Below are 23763 nucleotides of genomic sequence, written 5' to 3'. Positions count from 1 at the left end.
GTTTCGCCTGTTAGTTGACCGGTTAAATAGGATCAGTAGGTTCTGCCAACGAGAGTTGCTTTCCCTGGTTTGCCGCAGATGATGCATGGCCCATCTGTCGCTTCGATATATTCCGACCTGACCTCTGTTCCGAGCAGGCTCGAGTTGGCCTTTTCCTCAATAGTGTCCCCACAGGTCCGGTCACGGCACCAGTGCACTACTGCCACCTTTCCTTCATTGAGTGCGATGTCCAGCCCGTCCATGGTGTGCGTCGTGCAGAGATGGGATTTGGTGTGCTCCCCGGCTTTGGCCCGGATCGCATCCGTGATCCCGGTCAGAATGCTTGTCGTGTCCTCCGCAGCATTCGCAAGGCAGATCGTCGTCTTCTCGCCCGTCCGCGTTACTGCCATCGCTTTCCCGGAATCGAGATCCCTTGGCCCCAGTTCGAGCCGGAGAGGAACGCCCCGAATCTCCCACCAGTAATATTTCGCCCCGGGCCTCAGGTCCCGCGTATCGAGTGTGACCCGGAGACCGGCGTTTTCGAGATCATTTTTGAGTTTTCCTGCAGCTGCGAGCACATCTTCGTGGCGCTTCCCTATGGTGATCGGAACGATCACCACCTGGAACGTCGCGACCGTCGGTGGGAGAATCAGACCCTTGTCATCCCCATGGAGGGAGATCAGCGCTGCGATACAGCGCTCCGAAATGCCGTAGCAGGTCTGATATGCCTCTTTCTGCTCCCCGTTCTTGTCCTCGTACTGGATATTGAAGGTCCGGGAAAAATGATTGCCGAGATGGTGGACAGTCCCGATCTGGAGCGTCTTGCCATTAGGCATGATCGCATCTACCGCAATCGTGTAATCAGCACCGGGGAATTTGTCCCAGTCAGGACGCTTTGAGATGATGATCGGGATACAGAGGTTCCGATAAAATTCACGGGTGAGTGCGATCTCCGATTCTACCTGGATTTCGGCCTCGTCCCAGGTTGCATGGACCGTATGAGATTCCATAAACGAGGTGATCTCGCGGAGCCGGATCAGTGGCCGTGTTTGCTTGGTCTCATACCGGAAGGTGTTGACAATCTGGTAGATCTTTATAGGGAGGTCGGCATGGGAGCGCACCCAGAGAGCAAACATCGGGTAGATCGCAGTTTCGCTTGTGGGGCGGAGGGCCAGTTTCACTTCAAGGGGTGTAGTGCCGCCGTGGGTGACCCAGTAGACTTCATCCTCAAATCCCTTGATGTGCTCGGCCTCTTTCATGAACTCCTGTTCCGGGATAAGCAGGGGAAACAGTGTCTCTTTGTGATCCCGGTCAAGCAGTTCGCGAAGGTGCTGGTACACGAACTTGCGAATCGCAAATCCGTACGGAAACCAGACATAGAGTCCTTTTACCGGGTAGCGGACATCCATGATCTCCGCACGCCACAGAATCTCGTTGTACCATTCAGAAAAATCCTGCTTTTTTGGCAGGGCGCCCGTGTCTGTTTCCATGATAATTGTACCCTCGGATATTTTGCGGTTATGCTACCATTTGTATGATTGCCGGCGTAATAAAAGCCTCGACAATTGCTGCGACGGTGATAAGGGGCAATACATACAAGAGAAACAGCCGGGCGAACCGCTGGGCATCGGCCGCGGTATCGGCAACCCCGTACCACTCTGCGATCAGCGACTGTGCCATACAGAATCCAAGCGTGGATGCGATAATGAATGCGGGGATCTCGAAGATTCCATGGGGGATGATGGCGGCGGCAATAAAGAGTATGGAATGCCCTTTGCTGATGATCTCGGTGACTGCACCGATTACGATCCCGTTCAGGCTCAGGATTATGAGCGTCAGGATGCCGAATGTGGCCCCCCCCAGAAAGAGCAGGATGCAGGCTTCGAGGTTATTTGCAAAGATCATCATGCACATGTTAGCCGGGTTATCCATCGTAATCTGACCTGCGATCTCTTTCTCGAAGAGGGCAAGGAGCTCGTTACCTATTGCAGGGTTGTGCAGGGTTCCGATCCATCCTGCAATCAGGGAGATGATAAAAATAAGAATGGTGACCGTTGCGGTTGTCCTTAAAAGGAATCTCATCTGGATGGTCGGGACACCGGAATCAGACATACAGGACCATCCGGATCATATCACGTATACCCGGGGCAAGGCCGACTACGATCATTGCAAGGAGCACCAGGTGCCAGAAGGTCGCATTTGCCTCCTTACGGTAGAGTTGCATGATATAGATGGCCGGGAAGAGGATGACCAGCTTGAGCGGGTACATGACAAACGCGGTCCCCGTCATTGCAATCAGGTTAGACCCGACCACGTGCTGCTCTATATAATGTACGGCAGGGTGGAAGGTGAGTCCGTAACTGGTGGCACTTGCGTCCAGCATCTGCCCGAAAATAAGAGCAATATAGAGAGGATCCTGCACATATTCCCAAGAGAGGATATATCTCATGAAGCCCCACACCAGCACTGTTGCCGCAAGGGCCATAAGCAGGATTATCGCAAGGATGAATAGATCAACATGAGCGTGGGCCATACCCCATGAAAGAAGGATAAGCGATACGACAAAAACCGACATGCAGCCAATGAATGCATAGAATGACAGGAAATCTTTTATAAGTCCGTTTTTCTTCAGGGTACCTCCGATAAAAATCATTGCGAGGGTAAAGAAGAACAGTACAAAGTAGATCGGGGGAGTGACGATCAGGTACTGCCAGTCCCCCCCAACCATCCCGGTATCCTGGATCACCCGGAGCACGCCGCCAAGCACAACATAGGGCAGCGTGGCAAGGATAAATGAGGAATCAAGCTTTATCCCATGATCCAAGAGCCATGCAGAGTTAGAGAACCACCGGTACAGTAAATATACTCCTATGATAAGGATGATCGCGTAAGTCAGTGTTTCAACAATATTGTAGGGTTCACCGTATTTTACTGGATCGATGTAATATTTGTATAGGAAATCACTAATCATTCATAATCCGGATGAGCCCAGATGCTATAAAATTACTCAAAGAGAAGGTCTTTGACAAGTCCAAATGGATGCAGTTACCCCGTGACGTGGTGATCGGTCACGATGTCCTCGGCCAGATCGCTCCTGTGTGCGAAGATCTCAAACTGGGCAGGTCCGCCCTTTTGATCTCCGGCAAAAACACGATGGACCGGGCCGGAAAAACGGTTCAGGATGTGATCGGGAAGACCTGTGACGTAATGGTCTATATCTCCGATGAGATCAGCCCGGCTGTTATCAAGGATGCCGAGAAGGCGGCAAAGGACGTAGACTTTGTGATCGGTGTCGGAGGCGGCCGGGTTATCGATACGGCAAAGATCGTATCGTACAACCTTGATCGACAGTTCGTGTCGGTACCAACCGCTGCCTCCCACGATGGCATTGCATCAGCCCGGGCATCGGTACCTACCGGCGAAGGTAACGTTTCCCTTGAAGCTCATCCCCCCATAGCGATCATTGCAGATACCTGCATCATTGCATCTGCCCCTCACCGTCTCCTTGCGGCCGGGTGCGCTGATGTGATCTCCAATTACACAGCGATCCTTGACTGGGAGATGGCGCACCGGATCAAGGGTGAACCCATGAGTGAATATGCAGTGGCCCTTTCCAAAATGACTGCAGAGATTCTGGTGAAGAATGCCGATCTCATCCGGCCAAACCAGGAACAATCGGCATGGTTTGTCACCAAGGCCCTTGTGTCGAGCGGGGTGGCTATGAGCATTGCCGGATCGTCCCGGCCGGCCAGCGGCGGCGAGCATAAATTCTCCCATGCGCTCGACCGGCTTGCCCCCAATAAAGCTCTTCACGGTGAAAGCTGTGGGATAGGGACGATCATATCGATGTATCTCCATGGGGGCGACTGGCGGGGAATCCGTCAGTCCCTCCGGACGATCGGTGCCCCGGTAACACCGACTGACGTTGGCATAGCGGATGAGATTGCGGTAGAGGCGCTCCTTATGGCAAAGACTATCCGCCCGGAGCGCTTTACCATCTTTGACATGGGTATTACCCGGGACTCCGCGGAGAAGCTTATCCAGATGCTTTATGCGGATTGATTATATCCCCGTAAAGAAGGATGCAGGAGGTTTGTCATGGCTGAGACAAAAACCAAAGTGACGCTTGTGGGGACGGTGCTTGCAAAACCCGGCACCGAGTTTGTGTACGAAGGCGAGTCTCCGGAATGCGAAACCTGCAAGGTCAAAAAAGCGTGTAACAATCTTAACCGGGGACACCGGTACCGGATCATCACGGTGCGGAGTACTCATCATGACTGTGCTGTCCATCTGAACGGTGCGACCGCTGTCGAAGTAATGGAGGCGCCAGTTACCATGCTCATTTCTGCAGATATGGCAATGATCAACTCCAAAATAAAGGTGGAGTTCTCCTGCAACAAAACTGAGTGCCGGAGCTATTCCCTCTGCCGGCCTGATGGTGTGGTTGAGGGTGAAAAATACGTGGTTGCCGATGTTCTGGGCAACGCGTCCGATATCTGCGGCAAGGGTCGGGCCCTCAAGCTGGTCGAGATCAGGCCTGCGTGATCCTTTAAATTGCCCTTTTTCTTCCCTTGCGTTTGGCATAAGTGTGTGAAATGTGGCCGTGCAGATCAGCCCGGTATACTCTGCTTATCCTTCTTGGAGATTACCCTGATGTTCCCAGGGCTTCAACTTGTTGTCTGAAACCTCCCCCACCAGAGTAGATTATGGTAAGAACTCGCGGTTATCCGCACGCCACCTCTGTTCTTTCCGGTCTTCCCGACTCTCCCACAACGCCCCTGCAATACGGATCAGCTCGTCGTACCCCTCAATCATCCGGCTCCACCGCTCCGGTACGGCGTTCATACCCCAGTATGCCCCGGCAAGCGCCCCGCAGCAGGCCCCCACGGTATCCGCGTCTCCGCCAAGATTGACTGCGGCAAGGAGTGCGTTTTCAAATGTCCTGGCGTTCATGAAACACGAAAGCGCCGCGTGTGCACACTGTACGGCGTCCAGAGAGGGGATACGGGGGTACCGCTCGAAACTGCCTAGGACCGCAAGCACTTCCGCATTCAGGCACCGCGAGCGTGCATGCATAAAAGCCCGTCTCCGGGTCGCGCCCCGGCACAGGTCTGCTGCCATCATGGTCATCCATGCGGAGCAGTGAGCGGCCACCGTGTCGTAGTGCGTGATCCGGGAGCAGTCTATGCTGATGGTATATGCATGGTCAGCCGGGTAAAAGATCCCAAGCGGAAAACCTCTCATAACGCTCCCGTTTGTCCGGCTCCCCCCATTGCGACGGTGGACCAGCCACGCGGCATGGTGAGGCGGGGTACCGGAACCAACCAGATCGAAAAAAGCAGATGAGGTAGGGCCGTACCATTCCGGCCGTTTGCGGTATCCGGAAAGAAAACGTTGTACGAGGTCTGACGGGTCGAATCTCTCGCATGCAATAAGCGATTCCGCGACCGCAAGTGCCTGGAGGGTGTCGTCCGTGTACTGACCGGCCCTCCGGAAATGGCGCCCGCCGGGCCGCATATTTGTTACCCAGGCTTCAGATTGCGGAGATCCCTCTAAAGGCGCACCCAATGCGTCCCCAATTGCGAGTCCTGCCAGCAATCCCCTAGGGTGAATGTATTCTCTTATAAATCTCACCAAAAAGGTATATCTGCCGTACAGAAAAATTAACTTTTCAGAGAGAAGGCGATAGTGTGCAAAAGGAAGAGTTACTGCATCTGCATATGCTGATGGTTCACATCAGGAAGTACTACGAGAGCACTACAAACGAAGAGATTCCTACCGAACGCTACGATGCCCTTGAAATATCGCCGGTTCATATCCATAAAGACAAAAAAGCCCACAAAGACGCCCTCCTCACCCTTGGTGAAGAGGTTGTAACCCATATAAGCGGACACCACCGCGTGCATGTGGTGAACTATTCTCCTGAGACTGTAACTGCCGCAACCCAGCAGGTAGCAGTCGAACATTAAGTCATGGATGAGGCGCTGGCGATTCGGGAGATCATCTCCCTCATCCTCTCCCATCCTCAAGGTGAGAACGGGATCGTTGCCGCAAAGATCGAGACCTGCCGGAAGTACCGGCTGAATGCGGTTCCCAAGAATTCGGCGATACTTGCCGCAGCCACTCCTGATGAGCGGGAGACTTTGCGGCGTATCCTGCTGGTCAAGCCCACCAGGACGCTCTCGGGAGTTGCGCCGGTTGCGGTCATGACCTCTCCGTATCCATGCCCGCACGGGCGGTGCCTTCCCTGCCCGGGCGGTCCTTCCCATCCTTTCAGCTCGCCCCAGAGTTACACCGGGGAAGAACCCGCAGCAAAGCGGGCCCGGGAGAATGGCTACGATCCATTTGCCCAGGTCCATGCGCGGCTCAGCCAGTTCGAGACGCTGGGGCACCGGGTGGAAAAGGTGGAATTGATTGTGATGGGCGGGACCATGACCGCCCGCCCGATTGAGTACCAGCATGAATTTGTTGCCCGGTGCATCGAAGCAATGAATCTCTATCCTGAAAACACGCCCGCAGCCTCCCCTCCGGCAGTTGAAGGAGTCCAGTCAGCAAATGAGATATCAGATGTCCGGTGCGTGGCGATCACGTTCGAAACACGCCCCGACTGGTGCAGGAAAGAACATATCAACCGGATGCTCGATCTTGGCGTTACCAAAGTGGAGCTGGGCGTCCAGCATCTGGATGACGAGATACTTGCCTTCAACCGTCGGGGATGTACGGTTGCAGACACCGCGGAAGCAAACCGGCTCCTGCGGGACGCAGGGATCAAGGTCGGATTCCACATGATGCCAAATCTGCCGCATTCGACCATCGCGGCAGATAAGGCAATGTTCGAGACTCTCTTCTCCGATCCCCGGTTTAAGCCGGATTTCCTGAAGATCTACCCGACCCTGGTCACCCCCGGCTCAGAGATCGAGGAGCTCTGGGAACTCAAGCGGTATGCCCCGTACGATGAGGAGACGCTTATCGATCTTATTGCATATGCAAAAATGCTCATCCCGGAGTACACACGCCTATCGAGGGTGCAGCGCGATATCCCGGCCAAGCTGATCGTGGCCGGATCCCGGCATTCCAATTTCCGGCAGCTGGCCCAGAACCGGCTTGCCGCACAGGGCCGGCGCTGCCGCTGCATCCGGTGCCGGGAGATCGGCCGTCTCCCCTCAGCAGATGAGGCGGAGATCCGGGTGATCCGGTACGAGTGCTGCGGGGGCATGGAACATTTCATATCGGCTGTAGCTGGTGATTCTCTGATTGGGTTTGCCCGTCTCCGGTTTCCCTCGGCCGAGTTCCGTCCTGAGATTGCCGGTGCCGCGCTCCTCCGCGAGCTCCACGTATACGGGAGCCTTGTCCCGGTGGGGATCGATGCGGCAGAACAGGAGGAGTATCAGCACCGGAATTTTGGGAAGATTCTGCTCTCCCGGGCTGAGGAGATTGCACAGGCCGCAGGCTTCGGGAGTATGGCTATTATGAGCGGCATCGGAGTCCGGCCCTATTACCGGCGGCAGGGATATGAGCGCAACGGGCCCTATATGGTAAAGGAGATGCCATGAACCCGGCGACAACGGAGTTTGTGCGGCAGCGTTTTGCGGAGTACTATCGCAAGGCCATGCTAGTTTCGCCCTCATCTCTTGCCCAGCGTGAATGGGGTTTTGTCCTTTTTAACCCGGGGGCCGCCGAGCTGCGGATGCGCCGACATATCGCATTCCCTGAACGTACGGAGCTTTTTGATTACATCAGGAACCTTGTCCCCTCTCATGTGTATTACTCGAGCGCGTACTATGAGAAACCGGATGCGCCTACCATGGCCGAGAAAGGCTGGTGTGGGGCCGACCTGATCTTCGATCTCGATGCGGATCATATTGTCAAGGGGCCCTACGACCAGATGCTCTCCCGGGTCAAAACCGAAACCGAGAAACTGCTTGCCATGCTCACTGAAGAGCTGGGGATCGATTCAAAACAGATTGAGCTGGTCTTTTCCGGTGGGAGGGGCTACCACGTGCACGTGCGGGATCTTGCCTTCCGCGGGTGGGGGAGTGCTGAGCGGCGGGAACTGGTTGACTACATCTGCGGTATCGGGATAGATCCCGCCGTGCTGCTGAACGGGGGCCTGGTGCCCGGGTGGCCAGCCCGGTTCCGCAGCGCGCTGGCGGAATATATCGGATGGCTCGGAACGCTCAGCGAAGATGGGGCGATGGCACATCTGACTTCGCTTGAAGGCGTGGGAAAAGAATCAGCAGCCGGGTTTTTGAAAAAACGTGCAGAGATCCTTGCCGGGCTCAGCGGGGAAATCGATCCCACTCTTCTCAAAGACCGGGTAATAAAAGCAGTTGTGCACGAAACTGAAGGGGAGTTTCGGAAACGGCTCAACGAGAAAGCCGCGCTTGCAGATGAACCGGTCACAACGGACATCAAGCGCCTGATCCGGATGCCAACATCCATCCATGGCGGCAGCGGGATGCGGGTCCAGCCACTTGAACTACGGGATCTGCCTGACTTTGATCCCCTTGTGGATGCAGTGGTCTTTTCTGCCCGCGAGGTCCGCGTGGACGCTCGCTTCCCGCTTGCCATGCCTATGCTGGGAAGCACTTATCAGATCCAAAAAGGGATCTCTACAGTACCCGAAGCCGTGGGCGTCTTCCTCTGCTGCCGCGGCATTGCGGAAATTGCATAACCCTTCAAACCCGGAGGCGCTCATCCATGGGATTTGACGATCTGCGCAGCATCCTGCTCACCGAACGCGAGACCGGCAAACTGGTACAGGTATCTCCGGATATCTTCGACCGCACTCACGCTGAAATTGCCGCACTCTTAAAGAAGGTCTATGCAATAGAGGATCCGCTCTCCGACGAAGCCCGGGCTCTCATCGAAGAGACGATCGCCATGAAAGAAACCATGCACGAACTCTTCTCGATCCGTTCGCGTAAAATCCTTGCCCTTACCCTCATGCATGCAGAGGGTAACTACTATGACCGCGAGGAGGTCAAAAGGATGCTGCCGGCTGAGCGCACCATGTTCGAGCAGATCGCAGCAGATCTGGCAGCCTGCCAGGGGGCACTCCTGAAAAACGAGAAGCAGCCGCTTGTCGCTGTGCCGGCACCGGTGGCCTCTCATCCAGCCGCTGCACTTACGGTCGCGACTCCGACAGATACAAGCGATGATGACTGGGAATCTGCTTACGAACTGGCCTCGACCGAAGCTGGAGGAGCTGGTGAACCCTCCCGTGACTCCCCGACGCCTGCGTCTGACTCACCGGCCCTCATGCCGCACTACCTGCTTGTGCGGGTACGTGCAGACATGGACTCCTTCATGGGGATCGATGGGAGAACCTATACACTTACCCGGGGCGATATTGTGACCCTGCCCGAGAGGAACGCCGCGGTGCTCAGCGACCGCGGGATTGTGATGCCGATCTTGCTTCCGAGCTGTAAATAACCCCCCCTCTTCCCATTTAACTTGTTCACAGGTGACGGGAGTATCCGAATCTTTTTTAACATCCCGGCGCCAAAACCTAAACACTCTTCGCCACGATGAGAATTGCATAATGGTGGGACTGAACAGTGCCTGAGTACTGCCGGAAACCCATATCTTAAATATGAACCTTAGCCAATAATACTGGGATTCAATATCCAGTACGATCGGTGAAATTATTATGAAGATGCCAGCGAAATTCAAAACTTACTGTCCTTTTTGCCGGAATCACCAGATCCACGAGGTGGAGAAGGTCAAGAAGAGCAAGACGACCGGCCTCCACTGGATCGACCGCCAGAAGGCACGCAGAGGCAAAGTGGGTAACATGGGCAAGTTCTCGAAAGTCCCCGGTGGCGATAAGCCCACAAAGAAGATCAATGTCAGGTACCGCTGCACCACCTGCGGAAAAGCACACCTGCGCAAGGGCTTCAGGGTTGCCAAATTCGAATTAACGGAGTGAGTGATTATGGTACGTGAAGCACGAGCAAACCGGAGCAGCTTTTTAAAGGTAAAGTGCCCGGACTGCGACAACGAGCAGACCGTCTTTTCAAAGGCAAGTACAACTGTCAAATGTGTTGTCTGCGGGCGCGATCTCGCGACCCCCACAGGTGGAAAGGCGAACCTAAAGGCTGAGATCATCTCAGAGTTCAAGTGAGCAATTCATGCCGGACAGGGAGTGGCCTCAGGAAGCGGAACTGGTTGTTTGTACCGTAGAAAATGTCAAGGATTTCGTAGCGTTCGTATCGCTTGACGAGTACAACGGCAGGCAGGGTCTCATCCCGATATCTGAAATCGCAACCGGCTGGATAAAATATATCCGTGACCACATCCGTGAGGGCCAGAAAATCGTCTGCAAGGTTCTCAACGTTGACCGGACCCGTGGCCACATTGACCTTTCTTTAAAAGACGTCAACGACCACCAAAGGCGCGAGAAGATTCGCGAGTGGAAGAACGAGTCCAAGGCACGCAAGTGGATTGGATTTGTTGCGGAAAAATCCGGGGAACCTGCCACAGCGATAGAGGATGTTATCCTCGATAAATACGGGGAACTCTATGCGGTTTTTGAAGATGTAGTCCTTGACAGCGACGCAACGATCAGGAAGCTGGGCCTCTCCAAAAAGGCAAGTGAAGCCCTGATTCATATCGCCCACGAGAGTGTCAAAATCCCAAGAGTCGAAGTGACCGGCCAGCTTGTTCTGACGTCTGCTGAATCTGACGGCGTGATGGTTATCCGGAATGCCTTAAAAAAGGCAAGCGACGCAAAGACGGCGGGAGCCGATATCGAACTGCTGTACCTGGGTGCGCCGATCTACCGGATCAAGGTTACCGCTGCCGATTACAAGAAAGCGGAAAAAGCGCTTGAAAAGGCAGCAAACGCTGCCATTGCCGTTGTTGAGAAGAGCGGCGGCGAGGGCAAGCTGGTCAAGAAGCCCAAGTCCGGGAAAAGCCAATGAGTGGTAAAATCCGCCGCTGCGGTACTGATCATACCTATACTCTTTCTCTGCAGTGTCCGGTATGCGGCGGATCTACATCAGTTGCGCACCCGGCGCGTTTTTCTATCCAAGATCGATTGGGCCGGTACCGGCGAATCGCCGGGGGCCGGTTTGAGCCATGATCGACGATATCAGCATCCGTTACTGCGATACCTTCACGGATAAAAACCTTGCAGATCCGATCCTTGTCGTGGGGCTGCCCGGCATCGGTCAGGTGGGAAAACTTGTTGCCGAGTACATGGTCCATATGCTCGGCGCAAAAAAAATTGGTGAGATCCATGCGATCTACTTTCCCCCACAGGTAATCCTTGACGAAAACGGTATCTCTCGTCTGCCGCGGAACGAACTCTACTTATACCTGGCGGAAAACCGGCATGTGGTCTTTCTTGTGGGCGATTTCCAGAGCACCTCAAACGAGGGTCACTATCTCATGGCGGACGCGTACCTCGACACTGCAGCCGAACTGGGTGTAAAGCGGATCTACACGCTGGGTGGTTTTGGCGTTGGTCACCTCGTGTCCGCACCCCGGGTTTTCGGTGCTGCCAACCGGGAAGATCTTAAAAATGAGGTCTCAGAGGCCGGTGTGACCTTTGATCGCGACGAACCCGGCGGAGGAATCGTTGGTGCGGCCGGGCTCCTCCTGGGGATGGGAGGTCTGCGGGGGATCGATGCCGTCTGCCTGATGGGTGAAACGAGCGGGTACGTTGTTGACCCTATGAGCGCTGCAAGCGTTCTTTGTGTCCTCTCAAAACTTATTGCCGTGCCGGTGGATCCCACGCAGCTCAATGACCGCGCGGCCGAAATGGAGAAAGTCGTGCAGGGTCTTCTTGAAAGCGAAAAGAACCAGCACGATGAAGAACTCAGTTATATAGGTTGATTTGATCCTGTTTTTGCCGAATCCCGGATTGTTTGTACGCGGTAGCCCGGTAGATCCTGATCGGAGCAGCAATCTGCATGCGCGTATTTTATAAGCCCATGCTGACCTGATTATATATTGCGCGAATATACGAGCGCAGGTGCAGGCAGCATGCTTTCCGTGATGATGGTTGATGATGATCCGGCGATTCTGGATGTTACCCGGCAGGTACTGGAGAGATCGCACGAGATCACTGTCCGACCGGTCATTTCAGCACGGGAAGCCCTCGAACTGCTTGATAAGAATAGTTTCGACGCCATCGTTCTTGATTACGATCTGCCCGAGATTAACGGTATTGAGTTCCTGAAAATTATCCGGGGCAAGGGAATTGTCACGCCGGTCATCATATTCACCGGTGTCGGGCGGGAAAATGCAGCGATCTCTGCGCTCAATAATGGAGCCAATTTCTTCTTAAAAAAGGGCGAGAATCTGGAGATGCCGTTTATCGAGCTCCAGCGGATGATCCGGCATGCGGTTGACCAGCGCTTCATGGGAAAGGCAAAAGGTCTTGCCAGAAAGATTGTTTTCGACCTGCTCAATTTTTCCCTTGATGCCGGTTTTGCCATTGATCCGGATGGGAACGTGCTGGTATGGAACCGGGCCATGGAACAGCTGACCGGCATGCCATCGCACGCGGTGATGGAAAAGGGCAATTACCTTTATGCAGAGCCATTTTTTGGCAAACGCCAGAAGATGCTCATCGATTTTGTTTTTTCCTCTGATGAGAACATCCGCAAAGCCCGGTACATGGTCATCAGCAGGGAGAAGAACGGGCCGGTCGTGGCGGTAACCCGGGCGCGGAAACCGGATGGGACGGAATGGACGCTCTGGATGAAGGCAACCCCACTCTTTGACAACCACGGGGAGTTCGTTGCTGCGGCCTGCATTGTCCGCGATGTCACCACTACATTCCGTGATGTCAGTATCGAGGAGGAATCGGAAGCCGGGACTTCTCCGGCAGCTGCAAACGGCGAGGCTCAGCCCTCGGGCAGCGGGGGTTTCATCGACCGTATCCTTGGCCGGGCAATGGGGCAGTACAAAGAGGGAGTAGTCCTGTATGCCCGCAACCGGAATTACCGCGGGGCGATCGAGGCGTTCGAGCGGGCGATCGAGATCGACCCCAAACTTCCCCATGTCTGGAATGACCGGGGGATCTGTATACGGGCGCTGGGCGATTATGATGAGGCGCTCAAATCGTTCCTGCGTGCTGTGGAACTCTCCCCTCAGAATCCCGAGATCCTGTACGAGCTTGGCGAAACGCTCGAACAGATGGGGGTAATGCAGATGAACAACCGGTATATCGAAGCGGCAGTGGAAACCTTCAAGATGGTGGTTAATAGCCTGCCAAACAACATGGATTCCTGGAACCATATCGGCATCTGCTTAAAGGAACTGGGAAAACCCGAGGAATCTAAGTTCTATTTTGACCGGGCCCGGGACATTAAACTCTGGAAGAAGGATACACCCGTTCCGCGGAAGCGCAACGAGTTCCTGTAAAGGGGCCGGCTAAATAGTTGTTTTATGGAAGGGGGGCTGAAAACACGGGTCCTCCTTATATCCCTGTACGGCGTAATCCGGAAAGGTATACTCATGCTTGCCACTGCCGACCTGCACATCCATTCGCCGTACTCGATTGCGGTTTCCCGATTCATGCAGCCGGAGGCGTTGATCAAAGGGTGCGTGACCAAGGGCATCCAGGTGCTCGGCACTGGTGACGCACTCCAGCCTGACTGGCTTGCCGGGTGGGAACCTTTCCTTGAGAACGATGCTGGCATTATTATCGTTCCTCAGGCAGAAGTCGAGGACAAAAAGCGTGTCCACCACGTAATCCTTGCGCAGGAACCCGCCCAATTCGATCAGCTTCGGGAGCTGCTGGCCGGAACCACCAAGAGTTTTCTTTCGAGCGGGCGACCGCACGTATACCTGAGTGGGGAGGATATTGCCCGGCATGCCCACGATGTTGGCGCGCTTATAGGCCCGGCCCATGCATTTACCCCGTGGACGGCAATGTATGCATACTTCGATAGCGTTCCTGCCTGTTACGGGGGCGAGCCGATTGATTTTGTGGAGCTTGGCCTTTCTGCGGACAGCTCGTACGGGGCTGCCATCCCGGATCTCTATAATCTGCCGTTCCTCACCAACTCTGATGCCCACAGCCCGACACCGGATAAGCTCGGGCGGGAGTTCAACCGGTTCAATCTGACCGGCCGTACCGCAAAAGACGTGATCGCGATGATACGGGTCGGGGATGTTGCCATGAATGCCGGCTTTTTTCCCGAGGAAGGGAAGTACAACCGGACTGCCTGCACCCGCTGCTACACGCAGTACTCCCTTGAGGAGGCGATCGGGCACAACTGGAAATGTCCCGTAGATGGCGGGCTCATCAAGAAAGGGGTATCTGACCGGGCAAGGGAACTCTCACGGGGAGGAACCGCCCGACCCCGGCCGCCGTACCTCCATGTGCTGCCGCTTGCCCAGATCATCCAGACTGTCGAAGGCGCTTCTTCACCGAATACAAAGAAATGTAAGGAGATTTATGCCTCGTTTATCGGGACGTTTGAAAACGAGATTGCCCTTCTGGTCGATATTCCCCTTGCCGAGATTCAGGCGGTCCACCCCGGTGTCGCGGAAGCAATCTCGGCACTGCGGGAAAACCGGGTTGTCCTCCATCCCGGTGGCGGGGGGAAGTACGGAACGTTCTCGCTGAGGTGAATTTTTCTTTTCCCGCTTCTATCGTACGGCATTGGTCATGTGGGTGAGGTCGGGCCCGGGATTTTTTTAACCGGCCAGGTACCCTGCCTGCGCAAAGGACATGGCCGGTCCGCCACATTTTTGTGCTACGCGGGGGGGGTACCCCCTACCCCCCCCTCCATTGTTTTTACAAGAGGGTGGTTCACTCCCTTTATCTTTAAGGAAATGGTGCTTTGGCAGACTGAAGTTTCATTCCTGAAAATGTCGATTTTCCCACACAATCGGGAGGGGGGTGCCCCTCACCCCCCGGTCCTTATTTTTTATAAGGGGGGATCACCCTCTCCCCCTCGTATTGGTCGTGCGGGGGATTCTCCCATCCTTCAAGAGCTGTGCGTGATGCACAAGGTTGTAGTGTTGCTGGTAATCAGCATTGCCCGGTATGGCGCACTATGATAATTAAGTTAAAAATCCAGTAGCGCAACATCGCAACCTATAAAAAAAGGTGAGAAAATTATACGTCGAAGTAGAGCTGGAACTCCCACGGGTGGGGGCGGAGACGGACAGCATCGATCTCTGCACGCTTGATCTCGATCCAAGCCTCGATAACATCCTGCGTGAACACACCACCTTCGAGCAGGAACTTGTGGTCTGCCTCCAGTGCATCGATGGCCTGTTCGAGCGATCCGGGAACGGTTGGGAGCTTCTTTGCTGCCTTGCCGTCGAGCTCATAGGTGTTTCCTTCGAACGGCTGACCCGGGTCGATCTTCTTCTTGATCCCGTCAATACCTGCCATCAGGAGTGCTGAGAATGAAAGATACGGGTTGCATGTCGGGTCCGGGGGACGGAATTCAATTCTTTTCGTCTTGGGGTTTTCCGAGTACATCGGGATCCTGACTGCTGCCGACCGGTTCCTGAGCGAGTACACAAGGTTGACCGGGGCTTCGTAGCCCGGCACGAGACGCTTGTAGGAATTGGTTGACGGGGCGCAGAAGGCCATTAGCGCATTTGCGTGCTTAAGGAGCCCACCGATGTAGTACTTTGCGGTCTGACTGATCATACCGTAGCCCTTCGGATCGAAGAACAGGTTCTTTCCGCCCTTCCAGATCGACTGGTGGGTGTGCATGCCGGATCCGTTGTCGCCAAAGAGGGGCTTGGGCATGAAGGTTGCAACCATGCCGAACTGCTGGGCCATGTTCTTGACGATGTATTTGTACATCAGGCAGTTGTCCGCCTGCTTGACAAGCGAGTTGTACCGTATATCGATCTCATTTTGTCCTGCGGTTGCCACCTCGTGGTGGTGCACTTCTACCGGAATGCCGGTCTCGATCATCTTGTTGATAATATGGCTCCTGACATCCTGGAGAGAGTCATGCGGCGGGACCGGGAAATAGCCTTCCTTGTGCCGTATTTTGTATCCAAGGTTGGGCTGTTCGTCGCGTCCTGAGTTCCAGATGCCCTCTACTGAGTCTACCGAGTAGAATCCCTCGTTAACTGTCTGGGAGTATCTCACATTGTCAAAGAGGAAAAACTCGTATTCCGGTCCCCAGAAACTTTCCTCTGCAATGCCGGTGGACTTGAGGTACTGCTCCGCCTTCTGGGCAATGTATCTTGGATCACGGGTATATGCCTCTTTGTTTATCGGATCAAAGACATTACAAATGATGGAAAGCGTGGGAACCTCGCAGACCGGATCCGTGACTGCGGTTGAGGGATCCAGGTACAGGACCATGTCTGACTCCTGGATCTTCTGGAATCCCCTAATCGACGAACCATCAAACCCGATTCCTTCTGCCCAGATGCCGGCATGAGGGTCGGACTCCTTGACAAGTTCGTGGGCCGGGATGGAGAAATGCTGCCAGAGGCCCGGCAGATCATTGAATTTGAAATCAACGATCTTGATCTCCTTCTTTTTGATAAGGGAATTGATCGAGCTGATCTGATCTTTTGTAACGCTCGGAATCGTGGTATCCTTGCTCTTTTGAACCATTTGGTCACCTGTTCATACCGGCAGTCATGTACGTACGAATGCGGATCCCAAACCCTCATGAAATCCACGGACGCGCATCTGCTGGCAACAGGAAGAGTATTTCCTACTAATAATATTTAAACATAAGTCCTCTATACCCGATATCTCCACGGTCAGATATTCCCGGTCTTTGGTCATGGGTGTTACACCCTGGAGGAGGAAATCATTTCGTCTTTCCCGGTTTTTTGCGTAAAGATTAATGAAACCGGCCTCCAACATATTCGATCAATGCTCAATGTACACAGGGATATCTGCGGGTATTGTGGTTGCTGTGTGTCAGTCTGCCCCGAAGGTGCGCTGGAACTGATCGATGCATACCTTTCTGTTGAGGAGAACTGTACAAGCTGCGGTATCTGCGCCAAGGTCTGTCCGTTAGGTGCGCTGGAGGTCGTCCATGAAAAGTAAGTACGATGTGCTGATTATCGGTGGTGGTCCTGCCGGGGCCCTTGCAGCACGGACTGCAGCACAAAAAGGGCTCTCGGTCTGCCTGGTGGAAAAGCGCCCCGCGATCGGTGCCCCTGTCCGTTGTGCTGAAGGCATCGGTAAAGAAGCCCTTGCCGAGTTTATCCCGCCCAATCCCCGCTGGATCTCAGCGGAGATGACCGGCGCGGGCATTGTCGCCCCTGATGGTTTTGAGATGACCCTTGAATCCTCCATGGCCGGGGGGAAAGTCGGGTACATTCTCGACCGCAAGGTCTTTGACCGGGAACTGGTCTGGCAGGCGGCCGATGCCGGTGCCGATGTCTATGTCAAGACCCGGGCTTCTTCCCCGATTATGAGCGAGGGAAGGCTCAAGGGGGCAGTGCTTGACTATTGCGGGAGCTCCAGCAAAGTCACGGCGGATGTCGTGATCGCCGCTGATGGCGTTGAATCAAAGTTTGGCAAGTGGTGCGGGATTGACACGACAGTACCGGTGCGCGAAATCATGAGCTCGGTACAGTATGTCATGACCGATATCGACATCAATCCCGGCGCCACGATTTTTTATCTCGGTAACGAGGTGGCCCCTGAAGGATACCTCTGGGTCTTCCCGAAAGGAAAACGGGCTGCAAATGTGGGTATAGGTATTTCAGGAAGGAAGAGTGGCAAAGGGCACCGGGCAAAAGACTATCTCGACAAGTTTGTGAAACAAAAGTTCCCGCACGGCAAGACCATCGAATGTATTGTAGGTGGTGTCTCGGTCTGCAGACCTCTGGAGTGCACGGTCGCTGATCACCTGATGCTGGTAGGTGATGCGGCACGGGTTGTGGATCCGCTCACGGGTGGTGGCATCTATAACGCAATGTATACCGGCAAACTCGCGGCAGAGGTCGCGGCGGATTGCATTGCCAAAGGGGATCTTTCGAAAAAAGCCCTGATGATCTACGATCGGGAGTGGCGGGCCTCCAAGATGGGTAAGAGCATCGAGCGCAATTATCATATAAAGGAATACCTGATTAAGCAGCCCGATGAGAAACTCAACACCATCATTCATTCGGTTTCGAAGCTGGACCTCAAGGAGTTCTCCACGCTCACACTGATAAAAGAGTTATTGAAGGCAAATCCCAAGCTGCTTGTGGAACTCGGGGCGCTTGCCGCATCAATCCGCTGATTTTTTTAACTGTTTGTTGAGGAGCCGCAGGCAGTCTTCCTCTGCCTCTTTTTTGGTAAAAACCGTAAAGACATCGCCGGGCTGGATCCGGACATTGCCGCTAGGGATAATAAGCGCACCGCCGGCCCGCCGGATCGCGATAAAGACAAAGTCCTTAACCTTGAGCTCGCGGATCTCATGACCCACTATAGGAGCATTCTCTTCTGCCATGATCTCGAAGATCGATCCGCCGGGAATGGAGGCCAGCTGCTGGAGTTTCGGGTTCTCGGTCCAGTAATAGAGACGCGAGGCCACCAGGTCGTCCGGGTTCTCGCTGATCCGGACTCCTACCTCTTTGAAGAATTCCGAATGGGCTGGCTGGTTGACGATTGCTACCACGTTTGGGACATGAAATCTTTTTGCAAGCCAGCAAGTCATCAGATTGACGGCATCATCGCTTGTGGTGGCCACAAATGCATCAGTCCGATCGATACCAGCTTCCTCAAGTGTTGACTTGTCGGTGGCGTTACCGGTGATTGCCAGGATATCGTAGTGCTCCAGGATTTCGCTGCACCGGGCCTCGTCCTGGTCGATGACAACCACGTTGTTGCCGTGTTCGACCGCCTGCCTGACCAGACTTCGCCCGATTCCGCCAAGCCCCACGATGATGATGTACATGCCTACCGGTTACCATCATCTCCATTGAAATAATTTGCGCAGAAATCACTCTATGTGATCTGCGGGGTGGACGAGGCCGGAAAAGGATCGGTGCTGGGGCCGATGGTGATCGCGGGAGTGGGTGTAGGATCCACAGAGATGATCGACGGCTTTGGACTTCGGGACTCCAAACAACTATCTCCCTCAGAACGGGAGCGTCTATTTGTACTGATCAAAAAAAAGTGCAAGGTTGCAACAGTAGTGATATCTGCGGCGGAAATAGACGCATTCCGGCGCGAAATGACCCTGAATACCTGTGTTGCCCGGGCCCACGCAGTGGTTATTGCCCAGCTTGCGCCGGAGATTGCGTATGTCGATGCCTGCGATGTGAATCCATTCCGGTACGCAGAGACCGTCCGGGGATATCTTTCCTCGCCATGCGAGATCGTTTCAGAGCATCATGCGGATAGTACCTACCCGGTGGTTTCCGCGGCAAGCATCGTAGCAAAGGTCACCCGCGACCGGGAAATTGCAAAGCTCGCGAAAAAATACGGGCAGATCGGGAGTGGCTATCCCTCCGATCCCGAGACGATTGCCTATCTCAACGCGTATATTGACGAGCACCGGATCCCTCCTCCAATCGCCCGTAAAAGCTGGAAGACGGTAAGTACCCTGCTTGCAAAAAAAACCCAGAGCAGTCTTACTTCTTTTTTTTAGGGCCGGATTTTTTCAGGGGATAACAAAAACAACCTCGGGGGACTGTAGTCCCCACCATTGCCTTAATGTGGTTGTCCAGACCATAAGGTATGATGGACTGGCTGTTGATCCTGATCGCCTTGGTTGCGATCTACGCCGTTGTGGCGTATATCGTGCACCGGAATGGGCTCTGGACCGATCATATTGTCTTCTATGGTCCGATCATGGCGATCAAGACCCGCCGGGTGCAGTTCTTTGACCGGTTTACTGCACTGCGGTCATTTTTCAGGATCTATGGCACAGTCGGCGTTATTGCAGTGGTTATTGTCTCGGTCTTCATGACCGTAATGCTCTTACTCTCCATACGGTACACGCTTATGGTCCGGCCCGAACCGACCGGGATTTATGAACCACAGAATATTCTCCTGCTTCCGGGGATAAATGATTATGTCCCCTCGACGTTTGCGGTCTGGTTTGCTTTCTTTTTGACGATCGTAGTCCACGAATTCGGCCATGCCATCCTCTGCCGCGTAGAGAATATCAAGGTCAAGGGCATGGGAGTCCTGCTTGCCGTCATCCCTATTGGTTTCTTTGTAGAACCTGATGAGGAGGAACTGGAAAAGACAAAAGGTATGCCCAAGGTGCGGATGTTTGGGGCCGGGATCACCAATAACCTGGTGATCGGCTTTTCCTGCTTTGTTCTCATGATCCTGCTTTTCGGGCTGGTCGTTCCTTCCACCCAGCCGGTGGTCCATGGGATCTACCAAGGCTATCCTGCTGACAATGCCAGCCTGCCGCAAGGGGCCGTGGTGACCGCGATCAACGGGGTACCGGTGGCAAGCCGGGCTGATGTTGCATCGATCCTCAATACGACAAAACCCGGGGATACGATCACTCTCACAGCCGAAAAGGGGGGGGTATCGTCAGACTACCGGCTCACGCTCGCCACGTGGCCTGTCGGTGATAACACCGGCCAGACCAGCGGGTTTATGGGTGTTGAGTACTATGACGGACCCACCGTCAAGTCTGCGATCGGATCCATGCTCTCGCCGGTAGGGTTCTTCGAATTTTTGATTGTCCCCTTTACGACAAGCGATGGGATGCAGTACCTGCGTATCCTTGCCTTTGATTCCCCTGATACTTCGTATTACCAGGTGCCGTTTGCCGGATTCTGGGACGCGATCCACCTCCTCTTCTGGTGTGCATGGATCAACATCAACGTGGGGATCTTCAACGCAATCCCAATGATCCCGCTCGATGGGGGGTACATCTTCAAGGAAGGCGTCGATCGGCTGCTCGACCGGCGCGGGCTCATTAAATATTCCGGTTACGTGGTCGGAGCTGTCAGCTACGTGATGATCGTGGTTCTTATCTCTCTTATCCTGCTGCCGTACCTGCTGCACATGTGAATGCTGCTGATTATAACGTGATATGGGGGCTGCTTCAGTTCACTTGTGCTCCGTGATTCCTGCCACGTTCATTGCCTCTTCGTATACCTTGGGATCGACTCCCTGGGACCGGCCAGCTACGGACTCCAGAGGTACCTGGACGATCCGGCCCTCCTGCATCCCGACCATGCAGCCAAAACTGCCCGTGTGGATTTGCTCTACCGCTGCGATCCCAAGCCGTGTAGCAAGGATCCGGTCATGTGCAGTTGGGCTTCCCCCGCGCTGCACATGGCCGAGCACCGTGACCCGGGTCTCGATGGACAGACGCCGCTCCAGCTCCTTTCCCAGGAAATTGCCAATCCCGACAAACTTTTCATGGCCACATTCATCCCTGTCACATGCCGGGACCACAGTTCCGGCAATATCTTCGTGCCGGGTCCCTTCTGCCACAACCACAATCGAGAATTTTTTCCCGACCCGGGACCGTGCCTCAAGGGACGAACAGACTTCATTCATGAGTACCTGGATCTCCGGTACCAGGATTTGGTCGGCACCCCCGGCCATCCCGGCCGCGAGCGCGAGCCGGCCGGACCGGCGTCCCATCACTTCCAGTATCATAATCCGGTGATGGGATTCCGCGGTTGTGTGGAGCCTGTCGATCGCCTCAGTCACAATTGCTACTGCAGTATCGAACCCGATAGTGACATCAGTCCCAAAGACATCGTTATCGATGGTTTTTGGGATCCCCACAAGGTGGACGCCCTTTTCTGCCACCTCTTTTGCTGCACTGAGGGTTCCGTTGCCCCCGATCACCACGAGAGCTCCGATGCCCTGCTCGTCCAGCGCCCGTTTGAGGGCTGCGATATCGTCAGGATTTTTCACCGGATCGGTACGGGACGTACCAAGGATTGTTCCTCCCCACGAGATAATCCCGGAAACCAGATGATCCGAAAGCGGGAAAATATCGTTGGCAATGAGACCCTGCCAGCCGTTCCGGATTCCGATTACCTCATACCCGTGTGCAATTCCGCTGCGCACCACCGCACGGATCGCCGCATTGAGACCCGGACAGTCTCCGCCACCAGTCAGCACGCCGATTTTTCCTGTGAATGCCATGTGTCAGCCGTCCTGGTATGTGCATTTTGCAAAGGGACGTAATGATATTTTGTATGATTGCACGATCCCGGGTGTTTGTGCCCGTACAGAAAAGCCGCTCGGTTATTCGCGGAGCATTGCAATTTTTGCCCCAACCGGTACGCCGGCCTCCTGCGCAACAGGCTGACATTTTGCTGCCATCAGGTACGCAACCGGGGGCAGTTCGCTGCGTTCGAAAAGGGATTCAAAGTTCGCCATCCCTTTTGCAATGACCAGTGTGCAGTGCGAAAGCGCACTCTTGAGTTCCGGGGGTGCCTCTTCAGGAGAGAGCCCGATCTCGGGGATCGTGCCATTTGTTGTTAGGCAATCGACGATCCGGTCAAGGCCGAGCATCTGTGCATCATCAAGGGTCGCATCATTGAGTGCCGGTAGGGCTTTTACCGCAAGCGTAACATGTGCACCGCGGGATTTCAGGTACTGGATCAGGAGCCGGTCAAAAACGATCTCCCCGCAGTTATCGCTGAGGTACACCACCCGTTGTGTCAGCGGCAGGATCCGGTCGGTATCATCGACTGCAAGCCCTTTTTCAAATTCCTGCCGGAAAAATGAGGAGAAATCATCCGTAACGATGTGCCCCCTGACCCCGTAATCAAATATGTTTCCAATCACCGAAGCGAGCACAAAGTCCCGGAATGTAGAAAATGTTGGCCGGACCTCTCTGCAGACCCGGATCGCCTCAGCATTTCCCTGGGCTTTGAGCTCGCGGAACGGATCTGTAGTACTGAGCAGCTGGTACGCATGCAGATGGATCCTGCTTGCGATCTGCGGGTGCGTGAGCGGCTGATCTTTTAAGGAAAACAGCAGATCGCGGCACGATTCCATGGTCTGCCGTGTAACTTGAGGGTCAGCTCCGACAAGCCTGCATTCGAGCGCCACCCGCGAGATCAGGCAGTCAATGCAGGAGTCCGTAATCTTCACGGGTCATCACCACGAAAAACGAAACAATTGAAAATGGGGCCATCGCGATTTGAACGCGAGTCAGAAGACCCCCAGTCTCCTAGGATGGCCAGGCTACCCTATGGCCCCGCGGTCATAGTATTCGCACATATCCCATATGTATCTTGTTATCCGAAAACGGGAGAATCAGAAAGGAAAATGTGCAAAGGGGGATCAGAGGCTGCTACGCTTGAACTCCTCAACTTTCTGGATCAGGCTGTCGATTTCCGTATCGGTGATCTTCATCTTTCCTTCAATTGCATTGATCTCGGTGAGGAGCTGACGGATCCTGACGTACATCAGGTACATGATGAACTGTTGGACAACGATCACCGCACCAAATAAAACCACCATGTAACTCTCTAACACCCTATCACCCCGTACGAAGTCTGATCCACCCGGATTCTGGTATATCTCTCATCCGAACACTTTTTCTCCGGACTCTGCTGCATACACCTGTTTTCAATCGGGCAGAAACCAATACACCATTTTTCTTTTTAGCTTTATTTTTATCCTTTCTCTATGCAAGAATTTCCATTTTACGGTTGTGCGCGAAAAAAGGTAAATCCGCCCTTGTCATTGCGTCACCGGAAATTTTTTCTCTCTTCATATCTGTTCAGCGGTGGGGAAAAAGATACATGATTTTTTCTTCTCCTACTGCATAATTAATTATCAGGCGCAAAAGGATCGCGGCTCCGGCAATCCCCCGGAACCGTGTAACTTTCTCCGGAACGTGGAAAATGCGCCTGAAATAAAAAAGATATGTATATAAGGTGCCATCTGTT

Annotated in this window: 26 protein-coding genes and 1 tRNA gene; 17 read left to right on the top strand and 10 right to left on the bottom strand. The window is 54.2% G+C overall.

Annotation, left to right across the window (positions count from 1 at the left end; genetic code table 11):
• Window positions 1-32: 32 nt before the first annotated feature.
• The 3 genes from proS to MBOO_RS10215 are packed head-to-tail and all read right to left on the bottom strand — an operon-like array spanning window position 33 to window position 2950.
• Window positions 33-1469 carry a proline--tRNA ligase gene (gene proS, locus MBOO_RS10225; protein ID WP_012107533.1) on the bottom strand — a complete coding sequence of 479 codons (1437 nt, stop codon included), beginning with the start codon at window positions 1467-1469 and terminating at the stop codon, window positions 33-35.
• A gap of 28 nt (window positions 1470-1497) precedes the next feature.
• On the bottom strand, window positions 1498-2091 hold the full coding sequence (locus MBOO_RS10220; RefSeq protein ID WP_012107532.1) for a stage II sporulation protein M: 594 nt from the start codon (window positions 2089-2091) through the stop codon (window positions 1498-1500).
• The gene (locus MBOO_RS10215; RefSeq protein ID WP_012107531.1) at window positions 2084-2950 is read right to left on the bottom strand and encodes a DUF63 family protein; all 867 of its coding nucleotides are present in this window, start codon (window positions 2948-2950) and stop codon (window positions 2084-2086) included. Before MBOO_RS10215 ends, MBOO_RS10220 begins: the two co-directional genes overlap by 8 nt.
• An 11-nt stretch (window positions 2951-2961) precedes the next feature.
• Here MBOO_RS10215 and MBOO_RS10210 point away from each other — a divergent pair, with 11 nt between their 5' ends.
• A complete protein-coding gene (locus MBOO_RS10210; protein WP_012107530.1) occupies window positions 2962-4041 on the top strand; it encodes an NAD(P)-dependent glycerol-1-phosphate dehydrogenase in 1080 nt (359 codons plus the stop codon).
• Window positions 4042-4077: 36 nt separating this feature from the next.
• On the top strand, window positions 4078-4524 hold the full coding sequence (locus MBOO_RS10205) for a UPF0179 family protein (protein ID WP_012107529.1): 447 nt from the start codon (window positions 4078-4080) through the stop codon (window positions 4522-4524).
• Between the two features lie 159 nt (window positions 4525-4683).
• Here the strand turns inward: MBOO_RS10205 and MBOO_RS10200 are convergent, their stop codons facing one another.
• On the bottom strand, window positions 4684-5613 hold the full coding sequence (locus MBOO_RS10200) for an ADP-ribosylglycohydrolase family protein (protein ID WP_232385600.1): 930 nt from the start codon (window positions 5611-5613) through the stop codon (window positions 4684-4686).
• Between the two features lie 56 nt (window positions 5614-5669).
• Here MBOO_RS10200 and MBOO_RS10195 point away from each other — a divergent pair, with 56 nt between their 5' ends.
• From MBOO_RS10195 to MBOO_RS10150, 11 genes are all read left to right on the top strand, one after another.
• Complete coding sequence (locus tag MBOO_RS10195; protein WP_083756205.1) at window positions 5670-5948, top strand: UPF0058 family protein; 279 nt, start codon at window positions 5670-5672, stop codon at window positions 5946-5948.
• Window positions 5949-5951: 3 nt separating this feature from the next.
• Window positions 5952-7532: a tRNA uridine(34) 5-carboxymethylaminomethyl modification radical SAM/GNAT enzyme Elp3 gene (locus MBOO_RS10190; protein WP_012107526.1), complete on the top strand. Its 1581-nt coding sequence runs from the start codon at window positions 5952-5954 to the stop codon at window positions 7530-7532.
• Entirely contained in the window at window positions 7529-8653 is a 1125-nt protein-coding gene (locus tag MBOO_RS10185) for a DNA primase small subunit domain-containing protein (protein WP_012107525.1), read from the top strand. Before MBOO_RS10190 ends, MBOO_RS10185 begins: the two co-directional genes overlap by 4 nt.
• Before the next feature lie 26 nt (window positions 8654-8679).
• Window positions 8680-9414 carry a hypothetical protein gene (locus MBOO_RS10180; protein WP_012107524.1) on the top strand — a complete coding sequence of 245 codons (735 nt, stop codon included), beginning with the start codon at window positions 8680-8682 and terminating at the stop codon, window positions 9412-9414.
• Window positions 9415-9631: 217 nt separating this feature from the next.
• Window positions 9632-9910: a 50S ribosomal protein L44e gene (locus MBOO_RS10175; RefSeq protein WP_012107523.1), complete on the top strand. Its 279-nt coding sequence runs from the start codon at window positions 9632-9634 to the stop codon at window positions 9908-9910.
• A gap of 6 nt (window positions 9911-9916) precedes the next feature.
• The gene (locus MBOO_RS10170) at window positions 9917-10105 is read left to right on the top strand and encodes a 30S ribosomal protein S27e (RefSeq protein WP_012107522.1); all 189 of its coding nucleotides are present in this window, start codon (window positions 9917-9919) and stop codon (window positions 10103-10105) included.
• A gap of 7 nt (window positions 10106-10112) precedes the next feature.
• Window positions 10113-10904 (top strand): translation initiation factor IF-2 subunit alpha, encoded by a 792-nt coding sequence (locus MBOO_RS10165; RefSeq protein ID WP_012107521.1) that lies wholly within the window; start codon window positions 10113-10115, stop codon window positions 10902-10904.
• Complete coding sequence (locus MBOO_RS13610) at window positions 10901-11065, top strand: H/ACA ribonucleoprotein complex subunit NOP10 (protein WP_012108040.1); 165 nt, start codon at window positions 10901-10903, stop codon at window positions 11063-11065. Before MBOO_RS10165 ends, MBOO_RS13610 begins: the two co-directional genes overlap by 4 nt.
• Window positions 11062-11820 (top strand): proteasome assembly chaperone family protein, encoded by a 759-nt coding sequence (locus MBOO_RS10160; protein ID WP_012107520.1) that lies wholly within the window; start codon window positions 11062-11064, stop codon window positions 11818-11820. The genes MBOO_RS13610 and MBOO_RS10160 overlap by 4 nt, the downstream gene beginning before the upstream one ends.
• Before the next feature lie 150 nt (window positions 11821-11970).
• A complete protein-coding gene (locus MBOO_RS13195) occupies window positions 11971-13356 on the top strand; it encodes a response regulator (RefSeq protein WP_012107519.1) in 1386 nt (461 codons plus the stop codon).
• A gap of 24 nt (window positions 13357-13380) precedes the next feature.
• Window positions 13381-14571, top strand: coding sequence for an endonuclease Q family protein (locus MBOO_RS10150; protein WP_012107518.1), 1191 nt, complete (start codon window positions 13381-13383; stop codon window positions 14569-14571).
• A gap of 490 nt (window positions 14572-15061) precedes the next feature.
• On the opposite strand, the gene glnA is transcribed toward MBOO_RS10150, so the two are convergent.
• Complete coding sequence (gene glnA / locus MBOO_RS10145) at window positions 15062-16537, bottom strand: type I glutamate--ammonia ligase (RefSeq protein ID WP_012107517.1); 1476 nt, start codon at window positions 16535-16537, stop codon at window positions 15062-15064.
• 267 nt (window positions 16538-16804) lie between these two features.
• On the opposite strand from glnA, the gene MBOO_RS10140 reads away from it, so the two are divergent.
• Both MBOO_RS10140 and MBOO_RS10135 read left to right on the top strand, forming a co-directional pair.
• On the top strand, window positions 16805-16981 hold the full coding sequence (locus MBOO_RS10140) for a 4Fe-4S binding protein (protein ID WP_012107516.1): 177 nt from the start codon (window positions 16805-16807) through the stop codon (window positions 16979-16981).
• On the top strand, window positions 16971-18167 hold the full coding sequence (locus MBOO_RS10135; RefSeq protein ID WP_012107515.1) for an NAD(P)/FAD-dependent oxidoreductase: 1197 nt from the start codon (window positions 16971-16973) through the stop codon (window positions 18165-18167). Before MBOO_RS10140 ends, MBOO_RS10135 begins: the two co-directional genes overlap by 11 nt.
• Here the strand turns inward: MBOO_RS10135 and MBOO_RS10130 are convergent.
• The gene (locus MBOO_RS10130) at window positions 18156-18824 is read right to left on the bottom strand and encodes a potassium channel family protein (RefSeq protein ID WP_012107514.1); all 669 of its coding nucleotides are present in this window, start codon (window positions 18822-18824) and stop codon (window positions 18156-18158) included. The genes MBOO_RS10135 and MBOO_RS10130 overlap by 12 nt on opposite strands.
• A 54-nt stretch (window positions 18825-18878) precedes the next feature.
• On the opposite strand from MBOO_RS10130, the gene rnhB reads away from it, so the two are divergent.
• Entirely contained in the window at window positions 18879-19520 is a 642-nt protein-coding gene (rnhB, locus tag MBOO_RS10125; protein WP_012107513.1) for a ribonuclease HII, read from the top strand.
• An 89-nt stretch (window positions 19521-19609) separates the two neighbouring features.
• Window positions 19610-20908 carry a site-2 protease family protein gene (locus tag MBOO_RS10120; RefSeq protein ID WP_012107512.1) on the top strand — a complete coding sequence of 433 codons (1299 nt, stop codon included), beginning with the start codon at window positions 19610-19612 and terminating at the stop codon, window positions 20906-20908.
• Window positions 20909-20947: 39 nt separating this feature from the next.
• On the opposite strand, the gene MBOO_RS10115 is transcribed toward MBOO_RS10120, so the two are convergent.
• The 4 genes from MBOO_RS10115 to MBOO_RS10100 all read right to left on the bottom strand — a co-directional run bounded on the left by MBOO_RS10115 (window position 20948) and on the right by MBOO_RS10100 (window position 23332).
• On the bottom strand, window positions 20948-22003 hold the full coding sequence (locus tag MBOO_RS10115; protein ID WP_012107511.1) for a 6-phosphofructokinase: 1056 nt from the start codon (window positions 22001-22003) through the stop codon (window positions 20948-20950).
• 102 nt (window positions 22004-22105) lie between these two features.
• Window positions 22106-22960: a damage-control phosphatase ARMT1 family protein gene (locus MBOO_RS10110; protein ID WP_012107510.1), complete on the bottom strand. Its 855-nt coding sequence runs from the start codon at window positions 22958-22960 to the stop codon at window positions 22106-22108.
• Window positions 22961-22994: 34 nt separating this feature from the next.
• Window positions 22995-23068: transfer RNA gene (locus MBOO_RS10105), tRNA-Pro, on the bottom strand.
• Between the two features lie 84 nt (window positions 23069-23152).
• Complete coding sequence (locus MBOO_RS10100; RefSeq protein ID WP_012107509.1) at window positions 23153-23332, bottom strand: hypothetical protein; 180 nt, start codon at window positions 23330-23332, stop codon at window positions 23153-23155.
• Window positions 23333-23763 lie beyond the last annotated feature (431 nt).

It is taken from the genome of Methanoregula boonei 6A8, from assembly GCF_000017625.1.
GTDB lineage: Archaea > Halobacteriota > Methanomicrobia > Methanomicrobiales > Methanospirillaceae > Methanoregula > Methanoregula boonei.
This window is presented reverse-complemented; position numbering and strand designations above follow the sequence as displayed.